Origin of the sequence: Alloiococcus sp. CFN-8, from assembly GCF_049943125.1 — a bacterium.
In the GTDB taxonomy this organism is placed as follows: Bacteria; Bacillota; Clostridia; order Clostridiales; family Clostridiaceae; genus JAEXZL01.
On sequence record NZ_CP188040.1, the window covers coordinates 3,199,001 to 3,216,735 of the forward strand.

A 17,735-nucleotide genomic window follows, 5' to 3' on the forward strand; every position below is an offset into this window, starting at 1 on the left:
ATTAAAGAGGTGCTAGTATGAGATATAAGTTGAAAGTAATAGATATTGTTGAAGAGGCACAGGGTACTAAAAGCTATTATTTTGAAAAGCCTGAGGGATTTACCTGGGAGCCAGGGGCTAATATACATGTAGGAATAGTGGGCTTTGATAAGGGAGATAAACCAAATAAAGAATTGGTAAGGCATATGTCTATAATAACCCTTCCAGGAGAAAATAAAATAGGTATAACCACCAGGGTTCCAGGTAGTTCCTCGGAATTTAAGGATAAACTATCAAAATTAAATATTGGAGACGACCTTATTATCTTTAAGTTAGGTACAAGAATGACTCTTAATCGCACTGGAAAGCCAATATTCTTAATATCCATGGGTGTTGGAATATCAGCAATGAGATCACTTATTCTTTCTTATATGGAAAATAAACAGGGGATACCTAGTATAACAAACATAAACGTGGACAACTCGGGCTTTATATATAATAAGGAGCTTGATAAACTAATTGATGAAGACTATAAGAATTATTGGATAAATTCAAGAAAAGCTTTTTATGAAATTCTAGAAGGTAAAGCCTGTGTAGAAGAGGGAATTTATTATGTGGTAGGAAGTGACTCCTTTATTAGTGAGGTAATGAATGTTTTAAAGGAGCATAAAATAAATAAAGATAACATCATAATAGATAAAAAGCAGGAAGATATAGATCGGTTCTGGGGCTTTTAGCAAGCTCCTTTTCAAGATATTTAAATATTAGCATATTTAATAAAAACGACCTTCAGGAATGGCTCATGGCTATTCATGAAGGTCTTGTTTATTTATAGTATATTGTATCGTTAATATAATTAAAATAGTACTAGGTTAATAAATAGCTTACTACAATACTAATAATTATTCTGAATAGAGTTTCTGTGATAAAATATATGTATATATGTAAAAATATGTTTTTAAAGGGTAGGAGATAGATTATGCCAGAGGAGATACATGTATCAAAATTGAATCGAGAGGATGTTGAAGGAGCTTTTGAAGTATTCAAAAGAACTATTCCTTTTGCTTTCGAAAGGGAAGGGCTTAAGCATTTAACAGAGGAAATAAATAATGAGATTATTCATAAAAAGAGTTTAATGAATGATGCTTTAAACACAAAAGGCATAGGTATACTGTTTTTAACGGCTGAGATTGAGGGAAAAATAATTGGTACCATTTCTTATGGACCTGTAGGTGAGGATATAAGAAACTGTACCAATGGGGAGCTTGATGAAGTTGGAGAGTTGGGAAGTGTGTTTGTTCTTCCAGAGCATCAAGGGAAGGGTATAGCCACAAAGCTAATCAATACTTTGATTTCAGAGCTTAACAAGAAGGGTATAGAAAAATTCTGCTTAGACAGCGGTTATGGAACTGCTCAAAAAATATGGACAAGGAAATTTGGTGCTCCATATAAAAGGGTAAAGGATTATTGGGGACCGGGAACAGTTCACATGGTATGGCTTTGCAGCACAAAGTCATTTTAATAAAATAAATAAATATTTGAATCTTATTTCCTAGGCAAGTGGCTAACTGGCAATGGAGAGATCATTTAAGACTTTCTATTATAGGGAGTCTTTTTTTTATGTATTATAAGCTCATATTTTATTGTAATATTTTTTGAAACTTACCAAAGAATAGGTTGCCACAGAAGAATAATCCAATTATAATAGATTATTAGCTGATAATATTTTTCAATAAATAATAAATATCGTTAAAGTGGATATCGAAGTGAAGAAAGGATTGATGATGATGAGTTTGCTTTCTGCAAAGAGTGCAGTGGGAGAAGCTCACAGTAAGCTGATCTTAGTTGGTGAACATGCTGTGGTATATGGAAAACCCGCTATTGCAATTCCCTTTCCTTTAAAGATTACAGTTGTTGTAGAAGAAAAGCAAGGAGATGCAGAGGTAGAGTCTTTTGTCTACTCAGGAAATGTAAAAGAAATGCCATATGAGATGAATGGCATAATGGAATGCATAAAAAAGACCTTTAACCTGCTTAGGAAGCCTTTAAGAGATATTAAAATAAGAATTGATTCTGATATACCTCTAGGAAGAGGACTAGGTTCCAGCGCAGCAGCAGCAACTGCTGTGGTAAGGGGGATTTTTTCTTTTTTTAATAGAAAATTATCCCATGAGGAGCTGTTTTATTTAGTAGGACTATCAGAAACCTACGCCCACGGGAAGCCCAGCGGGATTGATATGACAGCAGTAGCTAGTGATATGCCTATATACTTTAAAAACCCAGAGGGTGGACAGGTTTTCAAAGCTATAAAACCATTTCATATTGTTGTAGCTGACTCTGGCTTAATTGGTGATACTAGAAAGGCTGTGGAGAATGTAAGGAGTCTTTATAATAATGACAAAGAAAAAATCTCTAATATAATCGACAAAATTGGAGCTATTGTTGATAGGATTAAGATCTGCATGATGAATGGGGATATACAGGCTATCGGCCGACTTTTTGATGAGAACCATGAGCTCCTTAGAGGCTTAGGTGTTAGCAATAATTCTATAGATAGTTTAGTCAATGAGGCGAGGAGTCTAGGTGCACTAGGAGCAAAGCTGACGGGAGGAGGACTAGGTGGTTGTATTTTCGCTCTTGCTGAATCTCTAGATGTTGCAAAGAAAATATCTAAGGGTCTGATAGCAGCTGGTGCGGTAAAATCCTGGTGTTTTTCTACCAAAGAAAATGAAATTATTGACTCCCTAGGTTTTAAAGGAGGATATAAGGATGAAGGCAACGGCAAGAGCAAATACCAATATTGCTTTGATTAAATACTGGGGAAAGCGTGATGAAGAACTCTTCTTACCAACAAATAGCAGTCTGTCTTTGACATTAGATGGCTTTTATACTACTACTACTGTGGAATTTTCTAAGGAATTAATTAATGATGAACTGATAATTAATGGTGTTAGAAGCAGTGATAAAGAGCTTTTAAGGGTTTCACGCTTTTTAAATATTGTTAGAAGGATTGCAGAAGTTGACACTTATGCATCAGTTATCTCAGAAAATAATGTTCCTATAGCTGCAGGCTTTGCTTCCTCTGCCTCAGCCTTTGCAGCCTTAGCAGCTGCTTCCACTAAGTCCTTAGGACTAGAGCTATCAAAGGATGAGCTATCGATCCTTGCGCGGCAGGGCTCTGGTTCAGCCTGCAGGTCTATATATGGTGGCTTTGTGGAATGGAAAATGGGCAAGAGAGATGATGGGAAGGATTCTAAGGGAAAACAACTTCTATCTGAGGATAAATGGGGGCTTACAGTACTTTCTGCAGTCGTTTCTTCAGAAAGAAAAAAGGTATCCAGCAGTGAAGGGATGAAGAGGACTGTAGAAACCTCTCCCTTCTATAAAGGATGGCTTGACACAGTCCACGATGATTTACTTGATATCAAAGCTGCTATTAAAAAAAGAGATTTTATTTATCTAGGAGAAGTAATGGAGCGGAATGCCCTTAAAATGCATGGAACCATGCTTGGGGCAAGGCCACCAATACTCTATTGGGAAAGCGGAACTATAGAGGTTATTAGCTGTGTCTATAAGTTAAGGAATTCAGGAATTCCTGCATTTTTTACCATTGATGCTGGTGCCAATGTCAAAGTGCTTTGCCTTCCCGAAGAAGAGTACAAGGTAAGAGAAGCCTTAATGGAGCAAAAGGGTGTTGAAAGAGTTATTACCTGCCATCCTGGTAGAGGAATAACCTATTTATAATTAAAAGTAGTTTAGTAAATTGGAGTTGATGAAATGGATAATAAAGAGAACATAGATAAAAAGAATATTGAGATATGGGAGGATTTGGTGTGTATAAAGGATTTGATTTTAGCACTGGTTATATGTCTTGCTACTACCTTTGGTGCTTATTTTATAGCTCCTAATGATCCACCAAAGCCTCTTTTCTTTGGACTCATAGGTGCTATACTAGGCTTCATTATTTCTAGCGCTATAATCAAGCCTAAAAGAGAATTATTAGATGAAGGTGGGAATAGGTAATATGGAAATCATGTTAATTTTTCAAATGATTTTAGCTGCTACTATTGCAGCAGTCATGTATACGATAATAGGAGCAGCACCGGGTGCAGATGAAACGGCTACCATCGCTCCTATAACATTAGTTCTTGTATTATCTGGTTTAGAGCCGGCTGTTATTTTGGCTTTCTTTATTGCAGCTATCGTTTCCTGCAAGCTTATAGATTCAGTTCCTGTTTCCGTTGCAGGAATTCCAGCTGGAGTAATGTCCACTCCTATGGTAGAGCATGCTATGGTTCTAAAGAAGCATGGATTGACTGATACCAGCATAAGAAAAATTGCCTCAGGAGCTGTAATAGGTACAATAGTATCTATCCCTGTTAGCTTGTTTCTTGCTAACGCACTGATACCTTTTGCAAATATTATTAAAGATTATGGGAATTTAGCTTTCTTTGTGGGAGCCATACTGTTAGCCTTGATGAGTAAGCATAAATGGATTTCTTTAGCAGCTATCCTTCCATTTACTCTATTGATACAGGGTATGCGTTTTCTCTACTGGGAGATAGGAGCAGTTCCTGAAGGTACTACGGTGAGCACTTCATTTTTCCTGGCTATTACTATAGGTCCTGTGCTTTTGACCCTCTTTGAGCTATTGAATAAGGATAAGAGAAATGGAATGAAGCATTACGACAAAAAGACAATAAATTTAAAGGGGAGCTATGAAGCAGGGAAATTCCCTAATCCTCTCAAAATATTAACTAAGAAAGAAATAGGGTATAGCATTATTACCTCCTTGATTGGTTGTATCACCTTTATTTTAAGTCCAGTGGGGCTTACAGTATTTTTTGGAGAGCTATTTGCCAGCAGAGAGAAGGATGAGGTGAAGAAAGCTTCTCTAGCGGTTACAACAATGGAGGCACTGGCACAATCCACTTATATGGCTGGAATATTAATACCTTTGATTGCTCTAGGAATACCTTTATCTCCAGTGGCTATAGGACCGGGAAATCCATTATTCAATGCGGAGCCGGTTTTTAACCTAGAGCATAATATGCATCATTTATTATCCATGGGAGATTATTTATGGGCTACAATAATAGGTGCAGGGATTGCCGCTACCTTTACATTTTTTATTGCTGTAAAGTATTCAAGACAGATATGTACCTTTGTTTTTAAGAAGATACCTCATGAAGCATTTTTAGGGCTTTTTGTGAGCCTTGTGCTGCTGCTTGCCTTTATGGATGGTGGATTTATAAATATTATTGGTGTATTATTAATAGGTATAGTAGCAGGAACTCTCTATAGGTTGGGAGTGAGCTATGGAGTGCTATTTATGATTTTATACTCAGCTCCATGGATTGTTCAGACAATCCTTTGAGTATAATAAGAAAGGAAGGAAATTTTAATGAATAACTCAGGCTGCACTATAAAAGTGCCAGGGAAGCTCATGATAGCTGGAGAGTATGCGGTTTTAGAGCCTGGATATAAGGCTGTAGTTGTAGCAGTTGATAGGCACATAACCACAGAGGTTAGATTGGCTTCAAGTAATAGCCTTGTTCTTTCCCAGCTAGGCTTTAATGATGTTACCTGGGAGTATTCCGGTGAAGAGATAGTTTTTAATATCCAGGATGAAAAGCTATGCTTCATCCAGAATGCTTTAAAAGTAAGCCATAGATATTTGAAGGATATTAATAAAAGTCCCCTTCCTTTTACACTATCTATAATAAGTGATTTAAATGATCCTGAAACAGGAAAAAAATATGGACTGGGCTCCAGTGCTGCTATAGTTACCTCGGTGATTTCTGCCTTTTTATACATCCATGGTGAGTATAATGGTAAAGAGGATTTAATAAAGATATTTAAGCTTTCAGCAATGGCACACGTGATAACCCAAAGAAATGGCTCAGGTGCAGATATAGCTGCGGCCTGTTTTGGTGGATGGATACAATATTCTTCCTACAGCTCCCTATGGCTATTAAATAAGCTTAGTGAAGGATATAGCATAAAAGAAATACATGATATGACATGGCCTAATTTGTTTATTGAAAGAATCGTTCCACCAAAAGCACTTAGGCTTGCAGTTGGGTGGACAAAGGAATCTGTAGGTACTGCACCAATGGTAAAAAAAATTCAGGAATTTCAAAAGAATCATAAAAATTTATATAATGAGTTTTTAGAGGAAAGCTATAATTCAGTAGCTAAACTTATTAACGCCTTTGAAAATAACGAAGTGAAAAAGGCCTTAGAGGCTCTACATAAAAATAGAAAGGCACTGTTAAAACTTAGCGACGCAGCTAAGGTTAATATTGAAACAAGAAAGATTAAAACCCTCTGCTCTATAGCGGATATCTTCGGAATAGGAAAATCCTCTGGAGCTGGAGGAGGAGACTGTGGGATTGCTTTTGTGGAGGATGGCACAGGTATTTTAGAGCTGAAAAATGCGTGGAAAGAAAATGGTATTGAGCCTTTAAATTTATTGGTTTCTCCTGAAGGGTGCTCAATATATAAGAACAATAAATTTTTGTAGGGTTATAGATTGAAAAAATATATAGATATAAGAAAGCTGTAGAGGTTAAGTCTACAGCTTTTTTTATATCTATAGAATAAATAAAGTAAAATAAGGAAGTATAAATATACAGAAATGTAATTAAGTCAATAAAGGAAAGGAGAAGTATATGCTACTTATTAAAGATGGAAATGTATTTACTATGGCTGGTAATAAATACTCAAGGGGTAGTATTTTAATTGATAAAGGTAAAATAGTTAAGATTGAAGAAACTATAGAGCTTGATAGTAATAAAGATGTGGAAATAATTGATGCGGCTAACTGTTGGGTGTTGCCTGGACTAATAGAAGCTCATTGTCATATTGGAATAAAAGAAGAGAGAAAGGGGTTTGAAGGGGATGATTGCAACGAAATGTCATCTCCCATAACACCCTTCTTGCGAGCGCTAGATGGGATTAATCCCATGGATTCTGCTTTTTATAATGCTCTATCTTCTGGTATTACAGGAGTAATGGTAGGGCCAGGAAGCTCAAATGTAGTTGGCGGACAATGGTTATTCATGAAAACAGATGGGAGAATTATTGATGATATGGTAGTACTAGAGCCTGCTGCCATGAAGGTTGCTTTTGGTGAAAATGTAAAAAGCACCTACAATAATAAAAATATGATGCCTATGACCCGAATGGCTATAGCTGCAATGCTTAGGGAGGAGCTCTTTGAAGCAAAGAAATATAAAGAGAGCAAAGAAGCATCAATGAAAGAAAATAAAAGCTTTGAAGAGGATTTTCGTAAAGAGTGCTGGCTTCCTGTTTTAAGTGGTAGTATACCTCTAAAAGCACATGCACACAGAGCAGACGATATACTTACGGCAATACGAATTGCAAAGGAGTTTAATTTAAAGTTAACAATAGATCACTGTACAGAAGGACACTTAGTAGCTAAAGAAATATTTGGCTCTGGTTATCCTGCAATTGTGGGTCCTAGCTTGGTATCAAGAAATAAAATTGAAACCCAGTATGCTGACTATAAAACGCCAGGTTTACTGCATAAAGAAGGAATTAAGATAGCAATTACTACAGATCATCCTGTAACAAGAATTCAGGATTTAACCGTATGTGCTGCCTTTGCTGTTAAGGAGGGGCTCGATATGGAGGAAGCCTTGAGATCAATCACCATCAACGCAGCAGAAATATGTAATGTGGATCATAGAGTTGGCAGCATTGAAGTAGGAAAAGATGCTGATATAGCAATATACGATGGTAATCCTTTAGAGATATTTACCAAGACTCTTTTTACCATAATTAACGGAAGAATTGTGTATAAAGCCGATGAAATGAAAGATTAGATTTTGAAATGAAACTAGCGACAAAGGCTTAATAAGAGCTTTTGTCGCTAGCTATTGAGTTAAGAAATGTCATGCATTTCTTTTTGATTAATCATTAATCAATTATTGGTTATTATTGTTGTTATTATTGTTGTTATTGTTATTATTGTTTCTATTATTATTGTTGTTATTGTTGTTATTATTGTTTCTGTTATTATTGTTATTGTTATTGTTATTGTTCATATTATTATTCATCATTTCACCTCCAGACATACCTTATAATTCCCAGAAGTTATTTAAATTATGCGTGAAGGTTGAATATATATGCTTATTATTATTATTAAAAATAAAATTGGTGATTATACCCTCATTATTTTATGTTTATAAACTGCTTATCTATTTCAGGATTGAAATAATAAAAATTATTAGAGTTTAATCTCTCCTTGGTTTTCTCTAAAGCTTCTCCAAACCTTTGAAAATGAACTACTTCTCTTTCTCTTAAGAAGATTAGAGGTTCCCTAACAGAAGGCTCCGTTATAACCCTTAGTAAATTTTCATATACTACCCTAGCCTTTTGCTCAGCGGCTAAATCCTCAATTAGATCTGCTATTGCATCACCTTTCGATTGAAATTCTAAGGAGGTGAAGGGGACTCCTGCTGCAGCTTGAGGCCATAAAGCAGTGGTATGATCTATGTAGTAACCATCAAAGCCAGCCTTTTTCACCTCTTCTATGGGTAAATCGCTGGTGAGCTGATAAATGATAGAACAAATTATCTCCATATGAGCAAGCTCTTCCGTGCCTATATCTGTGAGAAGTCCTGAAGCTTCCTTTAATGGCATGGTGTATCTTTGAGAAAGATATCTAAGGGATGCGCTGAGTTCTCCATCTGGGCCACCATATTGACTGGAAATAAGCTGTGCTGTTTTTGGACATTTTATCTTAATATCTACAGGAAACTGCAGTCTTCTTTCATAACACCACATTATAACAAACCTCCTTCCCAGGGCATGGGTCCTATATTCCAGTTAAAAGGTGCTTTGTCAGCGGCAGAAATATCAATACTATCACGGCTTAAGGGATAATAGTTAGCGGAAAATTCTTTAATTAGAGCTTCTCTTCTCTGATGACAATCCTTATACAGTTTTAAGCCAAGCTGACAGTCTGGATGTGTGTCTAGATAAAGAGTTAGGTCATCTAGAGCAAAGCTTATACAGGTAATTTGAAGTAACATTGATTTTTTTTCTTTATTTATCTCTGCTTTCGATGAAAAGATTGTGTTCTCTGTAAGGTTGCTTCCTTGTGGTGGCTCAGCGGCATAAAAGGGTTTATTTAGATCTGGAAAAATTGTACCGATTTTTAGGGCTGAATCTAAGGTGTACACATTAGACCAACTTTGTATCGGTATTGAAACTATAGCTAGATTTTTATTATCACTGTTTGCAGTCATAGTTTTAGCTCCCTTCTCTTTAGCATTAATGTATTCCTTATATTTTTGTAAGTTTTCATTGGTAGTATGTGTGATTATTTACTATATTAATCATGCAAAAGATAAACTCTATAGGTTAAAAAGAATTGACGTTCTCAATTTATTCATATAATCTAGTTATATGAGGCAATAAATGGACAAAATTAAAGGATATTCCTATATATATCTACAAAGGAAAAATAAAATAGAAAGTTATCTGAGTATTATGTGAAGAGTCTAGTAGTCTATGAAATTTTTGATATAATAGAAAGTAGCTATTTATATATAACTAGATGTAATATGGGCAGAGTTTTACATATTTAATAATATCCTGCTTTTATTTAATTATATATAAAAATATTTTTATGGAATCATAGCTTTAAAACAAATAGAAAGGATTGATACTTAATGAGTGGTTCAAAGCAAAAGTTAAAAAGGCAGGAGGAAAGAAATCAGGGAATAGATAAAAGGCAGCTGAGAGATAAGCAGAGGGAAGAACTAGTAAGGAAGCAAAAAAAATATGGAATTATTGCGGGGGTTGTTACAGCATTAATTCTTGCTTTGATAACTTTTTTCAATTCAAACCTTTTATATAGAAACTTTACTGCAGTTAAAGCTGGTGAAGTTGAATATTCAATAGCTGATTTTAACTATTACTATAATAATTTATATTATAGCTATTATAATTCTTATTTTTCTAACTATGGCGAATATGCTAATTATATGATGCCAGATAAAGAAACAATTGAAGGTGATACAATAAAGATGATGGAGGAGACAGCTCTTCTCTACACTCAGGCAAAAGAAACTGGATATGAGCTATCAGAAGCAGGTAAAAAGCAAATTGAAAGCAATATGGATAGCTTAAAGGACACTGCTGAGGCAGCTGGTTTCAAATCAGTGAAACAATATCTTAAAAGCTACTTTAAGGGTGGAGTAAATGAGGATATATATAGACAAAATCTAGAAGAGTATACCCTAGCAATGGAATATGGTGAAACAGTTTTAGATTCAAATACCTTTAGTGATAAAGAATTAGAAGATTATTATGCTGATAATAAAGACAAGTATGATGTAATAAACTACAGATATTTCTTTGTTAACGGTGCCGCAGTTGCAGATAATGAAGAAACTGAAGAGAATGAAGAAGTTGATGGAGAAACAGCTATGGCTGAAGCAAAGACTAAAGCTGATGAATTCTTATCAAAAATAACTGACGAAGAATCCTTTAACAAGCTTGCTTATGAGTATGCTGATGAAGCTACTAAGGAAAGCTATTCTGACGCTGATGCAACCTTAGTTTCTTCTCAAGGAGCTAATATAGATACCGCATATTCAAAGTGGCTGTTGGAGAATGGTAGAAATTCTGGAGATAAGACAGTTGTAGAAGTAGCTAATGGTTATTATGTTCTTTATTTTATCAGCAGGGATAATAATGATTATGAAACTGTAAATGTAAGACATATATTAATTAAGCCTGAGGAAGTAGTAAAGGCTGATTATGAGGATGAAGAGGCTTATAAAGCTGCCCAGGAGGAAGCTTTAGAAAAGGCTAAGGCAGAAGCTGAGGAGCTTTACTCACAGTGGAAGAATGGTGATGCAACAGAGGCTTCTTTTGGAAAGCTTGCCGACGAACATTCCGATGATGCTCCAGCAGGTGGGCTATATGAGAATGTTGCAAAGGGTCAAATGGTAGAAGCATTTAATAACTGGATATATGATGCTTCCAGAAAACCTGGAGACACAGGTATAGTTGAAACAAATTTTGGTTATCACATTATGTATTTTGTTGGTAATGGAATGAAGTATAGCAATTATCTTGCAGATACAGATAAGAAGACTGAAGCCTATAATAAATGGGTTGAGGAAAATGTAGGAGCCTTTAAGGCAGAAGAGAAGTGGCCTTTAAAATTTGCTCATTAAGAAAAGATTAAAAAGATTGTTGATACATGGAGCCTTTTGGCTCCTTTTTATTTAGTAACTTTTAGATATGATAATAGCACTTATAGATATGCACATAAGTAATAAAAAAGGATTTAATAGATACTTATATAATTTTGAAAGCTTTAAGTTATAAATTTATCATAGATAATTATATTTTTTAATGATAGAATGGATGAGTATTTTATAATATGACAATAATGGGGTAAACCTAAAATATAGGAGTGAATAGATGAATAAATTTTTACCTATTTCTAGGGAAGAAATGAAGGAACGTGGATGGGAGCAGGTGGATTTTGTTTTTGTAACGGGGGATGCCTATGTAGATCATCCATCTTTTGGTCATGCTATAATCAGTCGTGTTTTAGAGGCACAGGGTTATAAGGTGGGAATAATATCTCAACCTGACTGGAAGGATGAGGAAAGTATTAAGGTCTTTGGAAAACCGAGACTAGGTTTTTTAGTTTCCTCAGGGAATATGGATTCTATGGTTAATCATTATACTGTGTCTAAAAAAAGAAGAAAAACCGATGCCTATACACCAGGTGGTGTAATTGGCAAAAGACCAGATCATGCTACTGTGGTGTACTGTAACCTTATAAGAAGAAGCTTCAAAAGTATACCTATAATAATAGGGGGGATTGAAGCTAGCTTAAGGCGTCTTGCACATTATGATTATTGGTCTGATGCATTAAAAAGATCTATTCTTTTAGATTCTCAAGCAAATATTCTGGTATATGGAATGGGAGAAAAATCAATAGTTGAAATTGCCGATGCTTTAGATAGTGGTTTAAATATTGAAGATATAACCTTCATTGAAGGAACTGTATATAAAACGAAAACTTTAGAAAGTGTTTATGATGCTACTATACTACCTACCTTTGAAGAGCTGAAAAAGGAAAAGAGTAATTATGCAAAAAGCTTTTATACTCAGTACTGCAACACTGATCCTTTTTCAGGAAGGAGATTGGTGGAACCTTATGGAGATAAGGAATATATAGTACAAAATCCTCCTGCAAAGCCATTGGAGCAGGGAGAGATGGACAGTGTTTATAATCTACCATACACTAGGGAGGCTCATCCCTCCTATGAAAAAATGGGTGGAATACCTGCTATTTCTGAGGTGAAGTTCAGCCTATCCAGTAACAGAGGTTGTTTTGGTGGATGTAATTTTTGTGCCTTAACCTTTCATCAAGGAAGAATAATTCAGACAAGAAGCCATGACTCCTTACTTAATGAGGCGGAATTAATTACAAATGATAAGGATTTTAAAGGATATATACATGATGTAGGTGGGCCGACTGCAAACTTTAGGCATACAGCCTGTGAGAAGCAGCTAAAAAAAGGAGCCTGCATTAATAAGCAATGTCTATTTCCGTCACCTTGTAAAAATTTGAAAGTAGACCATGAGGATTATTTAGAGCTTTTAAGAAAGCTGAGAAATTTGCCTAAGGTAAAGAAGGTGTTTATTCGTTCAGGAATACGCTTTGACTATGTAATGGCTGATAAAAAGGATAGGTTTATAAAGGAGCTCTGTAGCAACCATGTTAGTGGACAATTAAAGGTAGCACCGGAACATATTTCTGATAATGTTCTTAAGCTAATGGGTAAGCCAGAAAACAAGGTTTATAAGTCTTTTGTGGATAAATATTATAAAATTAACAAGCAGATTAATAAAAATCAATTTTTAGTTCCATATCTTATGTCTTCACATCCTGGCTCTAGTATGAAGGAAGCAGTAGAGCTAGCTGAATATGTTCGTGATATTGGTTATATGCCTGAACAGGTTCAGGACTTTTATCCAACTCCTTCGACCATATCTACATGTATGTACTATACAGGCTATGATCCAAGGTCTATGAAGAAGGTGTATGTGCCCAAAAATCCTCATGAGAAAGCTATGCAGAGGGCTCTGATACAGTATAAAAACCCTAAGAACCGCCCATTAGTACTTGAGGCTCTTCAGCTGGCAGGTAGAACAGACCTTATTGGTAATGATAAAAAATCATTGATTTCTCATGGAAAGATGAACAGTAATGATGAGAATAAAAGAATTAGTGATAATAAAAATGATGTTAAGAAGAAGAGTAGATATTCCTTTGGTAAAGAGAAGAGAGAAAAGAGAATAGAGAAGAGTAGAGGTAAGAGATAAGAGATAAGAGCTCTGCGGTAATTGGGTTATCGCGGAGCTCTTCTTATTTTGTTTAAATTGAAAGTTTTTTTATAATAAGGATTCGTATAGGGCAGTTATGTCGGCGACGGAGGTTTCTTTTGGGTTTCCTGGTCTGCAGGCATCGTCGTAGGCGGATTGTGCTAGGAATGGTATGTCTTCTCTTTTTACTATGTCTTTAAGAGTGGATGGAATTCCTACATCCTGAGATAGCTTTTTAACAGCAGTTATTGCAGCTTTTCTGTATTCCTCTATTGTCATACTATCAGTGTTCTTAACTCCCATAGCCTGTGCTATATACTTATATTTATCACCGGTAGCTTCAGCGTTATATTCCATAACTGCAGGAAGTATTATTGCATTGGCTATTCCGTGAGGAGTATCGTAAAGTGCTCCTAGTGGATGTGCCATTGAATGAACTATTCCAAGACCTACATTTGAAAAGCCCATGCCGGCTACATATTGACCAAGAGCCATGCCTTCTCTTCCTTCAGCCGTGTTATTTACAGCATCTCTTAAGGAGCGGCTAATTATTTCTATAGCTTTAAGGTGAAACATATCAGATAGCTCCCAAGCTCCTTTAGTAATATAACCCTCAATGGCGTGAGTTAGTGCATCCATACCTGTTGCTGCTGTTAAGCCTTTTGGCATAGATTCCATCATTTCAGGGTCTATGATAGCAACTACGGGGATATCGTGAGGGTCTACACAAACCATTTTTCTATTATTCTCAACATCTGTGATTACATAATTTATTGTGACCTCTGCAGCGGTTCCAGCGGTTGTGGGTACGGCTATTATTGGAACTGAAGGATGCTTAGTTGGAGCCACACCTTCAAGGCTTCTAACATCATTAAATTCAGGATTAGTGATTATTATTCCTATAGCTTTAGCTGTATCCATTGATGAGCCTCCACCTATAGCAATTATATAATCAGCTTTTGAATTATTATAGGCTGATACTCCAGCTTGTACATTTTCAATGGTAGGGTTAGGTTTAATATTAGAATATAGCTCATAATCTAAGCTGTTATCCTCTAAAACCTTTAACACCTTTTGAGTTACACCAAATTTAATTAAATCTGGGTCAGAGCATATAAAAGCCTTATTAAATCCTCTTGCTTTTACTTCGCCAGCAATATTATTTATTGCTCCTGCGCCATGATAAGAAGTTTCATTAAGTATGAATCTGTTAACCATAATTATCCTCCTAATAATTAATTATTTATAAGAGTAATATAGTTTTCATAATACCCTTTTATACCTTGAAGCTAGAATATTTTGAAAAAATATATTAACAAAAATATTATATTTACTATTAAAAAATAAATCAATATATGTCGAAAAAAATAATATAGTTTATGCTTTCAATTTTTAGTCCTAGTATTAGTTAATCTTCTTTATTTATTCACATAATCTTATATGATAACTGAAATGTAAGAATAACTAATTAATTATATAATTATTTTTTAGTTATATAATTGTCATAAAAAGCAGAATAATATTAAATTTTTATGAAAGTATTTATAAAATTATATTAAATATATTGTATTTTTATAATTATTTATAAAATTTTGTTGACACTCATTATTTTGGTATGCTAATTTAATTGTGGGAATTTTATAAAGGAATTGAGAAAAAAGAGAAGGCTATATATTGAAATAATGCTTATAGATTAGGTATAGCACTTCGAGAAAATGCAAAGGATATAGTATCATCAGATGAGTTTTAGTCAGCAAAATTAATTAATCAATATGTGAACTCACAGGTTATTAAAGCTTTTCTTTGAAGATTATAATAATGAGGGATTTATGATTTTGCTTAGAATATCGGAATTTAACAGAGAAGTCTCTAGGAGAATAATTTTAATTATAATATGATATTCTTTTTATCACAGAAGGCTATGAGATTCATGAGTTACTTACTTTAAGGATTTTGATTGGCAATGCTGGCAAGACTGAGCTGATGATTGTGTAATATACTTTGCTATCACATAAGGCTCAGGTCTTGCTGTTTTTTATCATAGTATATTTATCGCAATGCGATATATATATATATATAGATCAATCATCATAATCAAAGGAGGAATAACATGAAAGGTAATGTATTTGGCGTTCTTCAGCGTGTTGGAAGATCCTTCATGCTGCCAATTGCTATCTTGCCGGTAGCTGGTCTATTTTTAGGTATAGGGGGATCCTTTACCAACGAGACTATGCTTGAAACTTATGGTCTTATGAATATCATGGGACCAGGGACTATTATATATTCTATATTAACAGTTATGAATGCGGCAGGTAATATAGTATTTGCTAATTTACCTATATTATTTGCTATGGGTGTAGCCATTGGTATGGCTAAGAAAGAAAAAGAAGTAGCAGCTCTTTCAGCAGCTATTGCCTTCTTTATAATGCATGCATCTATAGGAGCAATGATTACAATCAATGGAGGTACTGAGGCTCTATTAGAGGGAGCAGCAGGAGATGTTCTAGGGATTACTTCTCTTCAAATGGGTGTTTTTGGTGGTATCATAGTTGGTCTTGGTGTTGCTGCGCTTCACAATAGATTTTATAAGATTGAGCTGCCAACAGTGCTGTCCTTCTTCGGCGGAACAAGATTCGTTCCAATCATCAGCTCTGTAGTTTATTTAATAGTAGGTATTGCTATGTATTTCATCTGGCCTCCTATACAGGCTGGAATATACAGCGTAGGAGACTTAGTGCTTCGCTCTGGTTATGCAGGCACTTGGATTTATGGAGTAATGGAAAGAGCTCTTATTCCTTTTGGACTTCATCATGTTTTCTATCTTCCATTCTGGCAGACAGCTGTAGGAGGTACTGCAGAAGTTGCTGGAGTTTTAATAGAAGGTGCACAAAATATTTTCTTTGCTGAGCTAAGCGCTCCTGGTATTACTCATTTTAGTGTATCTGCTACAAGATTCATGTCAGGAAAGTTCCCTCTTATGATCTTTGGTCTTCCTGGTGCTGCTCTTGCCATGTATAAATGTGCAAGAACAGAAAAGAAAAAAGTGGTTGGAGGTCTATTACTATCTGCAGCATTAACCTCAATGCTTACAGGTATAACTGAACCGATAGAATTTACATTCTTATTTGTAGCTCCTGTTCTTTATGTAATACATTGTGTTTTTGCTGGCTTAGCATATATGTTCATGCATATTCTTGGAGTGGGAGTTGGAATGACCTTCTCTGGAGGTTTAATAGATTTATTCCTCTTTGGTATACTTCAGGGGAATAGAAAAACTAGCTGGATATATATCATAGTAGTAGGAATAGTATACTTCATCGTTTACTACTTTTTATTCAGCTTCCTTATCAAGAAGTTTAATTTCAAAACACCAGGGCGTGAAGAAGGTGAGGAAGAGGTTAAGCTTTACACTAGGGCAGATGTTAATGCTAAGAAGAATGAAGGTAAGGGGAGTGAAGCAGATAGTGATGATATATCTGCTATGATAGCAAAAGGTCTAGGTGGTAAGGAGAATATAAGCGATGTTGATGCTTGTGCTACAAGGCTGCGTACTACTGTATATGACAGCAGCTTAGTAGATGAAGGTATCTTAAAAGCTAGCGGTGCTGCTGGAGTAATTAAGAAGGGTAATGGAATACAGGTTATATACGGACCAAGAGTTACAGTTATTAAATCTAATTTGGAAGATTATCTACAGAATCCAGAAGCAGTACATGAAAATGAAGCTGTTAAGACTGAAAAAGCTTCATCTGAGAAGATAGCTTCTACTAACGCGTCTGAAACTGTTATTTATTCCCCATTAGAAGGAAATGCTATTTCTTTAAGTGAAGTTGGAGATGGAGTGTTTTCCGAGGAAATGCTTGGCAAGGGTGCTGCTATAGAACCATCCAAAGGTGTGGTTACTGCTCCATTTGATGGTGAAATTTCTACAGTATTTGTTACTAAGCATGCTATTGGTTTAAAATCTAATAGTGGCGTTGAATTATTAATCCATATAGGGATTGATACTGTAAAATTAGATGGTAAGCATTATGACATCAAAGTTAAAGATGGAGATAAAATAAAAGCCGGAGATTTAATAGCGAAGTTCGATATGGAGGCTATAAAAGCAGAAGGCTATAGAGTGGTTACACCGGTTATAGTAACAAATACTGACAGCTTTAAAGAAGTTAATCAACTTTCAAATGGAAAAGTTGATAGTAATAGTAAGTTAATAGAGGTAAAGTAATTATAATAAAGGCTCCCTGGTTACCGGGGAGCTTTTTTAAACTTATTTTTTATAAGACTTAACCACAGATTAATTATTATGATATAATTGTGCTGAATTGCCATTATAGTAAAGGGGTAAAGTAATAGTATTACTGAAT

15 protein-coding genes are annotated in these 17,735 nt (G+C 35.2%); 11 read left to right on the plus strand and 4 right to left on the minus strand.

What is annotated here, in order from left to right; all coding sequences use genetic code 11:
* Positions 1 to 17 precede the first annotated feature (17 nt).
* The 8 genes from ACPWSR_RS15020 to ACPWSR_RS15055 all read left to right on the plus strand — a co-directional run bounded on the left by ACPWSR_RS15020 (position 18) and on the right by ACPWSR_RS15055 (position 7,829).
* On the plus strand, positions 18 to 716 hold the full coding sequence (locus tag ACPWSR_RS15020; RefSeq protein WP_426349042.1) for a hypothetical protein: 699 nt from the start codon (positions 18 to 20) through the stop codon (positions 714 to 716).
* 242 nt (positions 717 to 958) lie between these two features.
* A complete protein-coding gene (locus tag ACPWSR_RS15025) occupies positions 959 to 1,501 on the plus strand; it encodes a GNAT family N-acetyltransferase (protein ID WP_426349043.1) in 543 nt (180 codons plus the stop codon).
* 244 nt (positions 1,502 to 1,745) lie between these two features.
* The gene (gene mvk, locus ACPWSR_RS15030; RefSeq protein WP_426349044.1) at positions 1,746 to 2,792 is read left to right on the plus strand and encodes a mevalonate kinase; all 1,047 of its coding nucleotides are present in this window, start codon (positions 1,746 to 1,748) and stop codon (positions 2,790 to 2,792) included.
* Entirely contained in the window at positions 2,749 to 3,723 is a 975-nt protein-coding gene (gene mvaD, locus ACPWSR_RS15035; RefSeq protein WP_426349045.1) for a diphosphomevalonate decarboxylase, read from the plus strand. The genes mvk and mvaD overlap by 44 nt, the downstream gene beginning before the upstream one ends.
* 33 nt (positions 3,724 to 3,756) lie before the next feature.
* Positions 3,757 to 4,002, plus strand: coding sequence for a hypothetical protein (locus ACPWSR_RS15040; protein WP_426349046.1), 246 nt, complete (start codon positions 3,757 to 3,759; stop codon positions 4,000 to 4,002).
* A 1-nt stretch (position 4,003) separates the two neighbouring features.
* Entirely contained in the window at positions 4,004 to 5,356 is a 1,353-nt protein-coding gene (locus ACPWSR_RS15045; protein WP_426349047.1) for a tripartite tricarboxylate transporter permease, read from the plus strand.
* A 27-nt stretch (positions 5,357 to 5,383) separates the two neighbouring features.
* Positions 5,384 to 6,505 carry a phosphomevalonate kinase gene (locus ACPWSR_RS15050; RefSeq protein ID WP_426349048.1) on the plus strand — a complete coding sequence of 374 codons (1,122 nt, stop codon included), beginning with the start codon at positions 5,384 to 5,386 and terminating at the stop codon, positions 6,503 to 6,505.
* 148 nt (positions 6,506 to 6,653) lie between these two features.
* Positions 6,654 to 7,829 (plus strand): amidohydrolase, encoded by a 1,176-nt coding sequence (locus ACPWSR_RS15055; protein ID WP_426349049.1) that lies wholly within the window; start codon positions 6,654 to 6,656, stop codon positions 7,827 to 7,829.
* A gap of 102 nt (positions 7,830 to 7,931) precedes the next feature.
* On the opposite strand, the gene ACPWSR_RS15060 is transcribed toward ACPWSR_RS15055, so the two are convergent.
* The 3 genes from ACPWSR_RS15060 to ACPWSR_RS15070 all read right to left on the minus strand — a co-directional run bounded on the left by ACPWSR_RS15060 (position 7,932) and on the right by ACPWSR_RS15070 (position 9,257).
* Positions 7,932 to 8,063: a hypothetical protein gene (locus tag ACPWSR_RS15060; RefSeq protein WP_426349050.1), complete on the minus strand. Its 132-nt coding sequence runs from the start codon at positions 8,061 to 8,063 to the stop codon at positions 7,932 to 7,934.
* 115 nt (positions 8,064 to 8,178) lie between these two features.
* Positions 8,179 to 8,793 (minus strand): manganese catalase family protein, encoded by a 615-nt coding sequence (locus ACPWSR_RS15065; protein ID WP_426349051.1) that lies wholly within the window; start codon positions 8,791 to 8,793, stop codon positions 8,179 to 8,181.
* Positions 8,793 to 9,257: a spore coat protein CotJB gene (locus ACPWSR_RS15070; RefSeq protein ID WP_426349052.1), complete on the minus strand. Its 465-nt coding sequence runs from the start codon at positions 9,255 to 9,257 to the stop codon at positions 8,793 to 8,795. The genes ACPWSR_RS15065 and ACPWSR_RS15070 overlap by 1 nt, the downstream gene beginning before the upstream one ends.
* 426 nt (positions 9,258 to 9,683) lie before the next feature.
* Here ACPWSR_RS15070 and ACPWSR_RS15075 point away from each other — a divergent pair, with 426 nt between their 5' ends.
* Positions 9,684 to 11,198 (plus strand): peptidylprolyl isomerase, encoded by a 1,515-nt coding sequence (locus ACPWSR_RS15075; RefSeq protein ID WP_426349053.1) that lies wholly within the window; start codon positions 9,684 to 9,686, stop codon positions 11,196 to 11,198.
* Between the two features lie 250 nt (positions 11,199 to 11,448).
* Positions 11,449 to 13,368: a YgiQ family radical SAM protein gene (locus tag ACPWSR_RS15080; RefSeq protein ID WP_426349054.1), complete on the plus strand. Its 1,920-nt coding sequence runs from the start codon at positions 11,449 to 11,451 to the stop codon at positions 13,366 to 13,368.
* Between the two features lie 69 nt (positions 13,369 to 13,437).
* Here the strand turns inward: ACPWSR_RS15080 and fucO are convergent, their stop codons facing one another.
* A complete protein-coding gene (fucO, locus tag ACPWSR_RS15085; RefSeq protein WP_426349055.1) occupies positions 13,438 to 14,586 on the minus strand; it encodes a lactaldehyde reductase in 1,149 nt (382 codons plus the stop codon).
* 892 nt (positions 14,587 to 15,478) lie between these two features.
* Here fucO and ACPWSR_RS15090 point away from each other — a divergent pair.
* Positions 15,479 to 17,596 (plus strand): glucose PTS transporter subunit IIA, encoded by a 2,118-nt coding sequence (locus ACPWSR_RS15090; protein WP_426349056.1) that lies wholly within the window; start codon positions 15,479 to 15,481, stop codon positions 17,594 to 17,596.
* Positions 17,597 to 17,735 lie beyond the last annotated feature (139 nt).

Coding starts and splice junctions, on each gene's coding strand:
- ACPWSR_RS15020 (WP_426349042.1), top strand. CDS start 18: ATGAGATATAAGTTGAAAGTAATAGATATTGTTGAAGAGGCACAGGGT.
- ACPWSR_RS15025 (WP_426349043.1), top strand. CDS start 959: ATGCCAGAGGAGATACATGTATCAAAATTGAATCGAGAGGATGTTGAA.
- mvaD (WP_426349045.1), top strand. CDS start 2,749: ATGAAGGCAACGGCAAGAGCAAATACCAATATTGCTTTGATTAAATAC.
- ACPWSR_RS15040 (WP_426349046.1), top strand. CDS start 3,757: ATGGATAATAAAGAGAACATAGATAAAAAGAATATTGAGATATGGGAG.
- ACPWSR_RS15045 (WP_426349047.1), top strand. CDS start 4,004: ATGGAAATCATGTTAATTTTTCAAATGATTTTAGCTGCTACTATTGCA.
- ACPWSR_RS15050 (WP_426349048.1), top strand. CDS start 5,384: ATGAATAACTCAGGCTGCACTATAAAAGTGCCAGGGAAGCTCATGATA.
- ACPWSR_RS15055 (WP_426349049.1), top strand. CDS start 6,654: ATGCTACTTATTAAAGATGGAAATGTATTTACTATGGCTGGTAATAAA.
- ACPWSR_RS15060 (WP_426349050.1), bottom strand. CDS start 8,063: ATGAATAATAATATGAACAATAACAATAACAATAACAATAATAACAGA.
- ACPWSR_RS15065 (WP_426349051.1), bottom strand. CDS start 8,793: ATGTGGTGTTATGAAAGAAGACTGCAGTTTCCTGTAGATATTAAGATA.
- ACPWSR_RS15070 (WP_426349052.1), bottom strand. CDS start 9,257: ATGACTGCAAACAGTGATAATAAAAATCTAGCTATAGTTTCAATACCG.
- ACPWSR_RS15075 (WP_426349053.1), top strand. CDS start 9,684: ATGAGTGGTTCAAAGCAAAAGTTAAAAAGGCAGGAGGAAAGAAATCAG.
- ACPWSR_RS15080 (WP_426349054.1), top strand. CDS start 11,449: ATGAATAAATTTTTACCTATTTCTAGGGAAGAAATGAAGGAACGTGGA.
- fucO (WP_426349055.1), bottom strand. CDS start 14,586: ATGGTTAACAGATTCATACTTAATGAAACTTCTTATCATGGCGCAGGA.
- ACPWSR_RS15090 (WP_426349056.1), top strand. CDS start 15,479: ATGAAAGGTAATGTATTTGGCGTTCTTCAGCGTGTTGGAAGATCCTTC.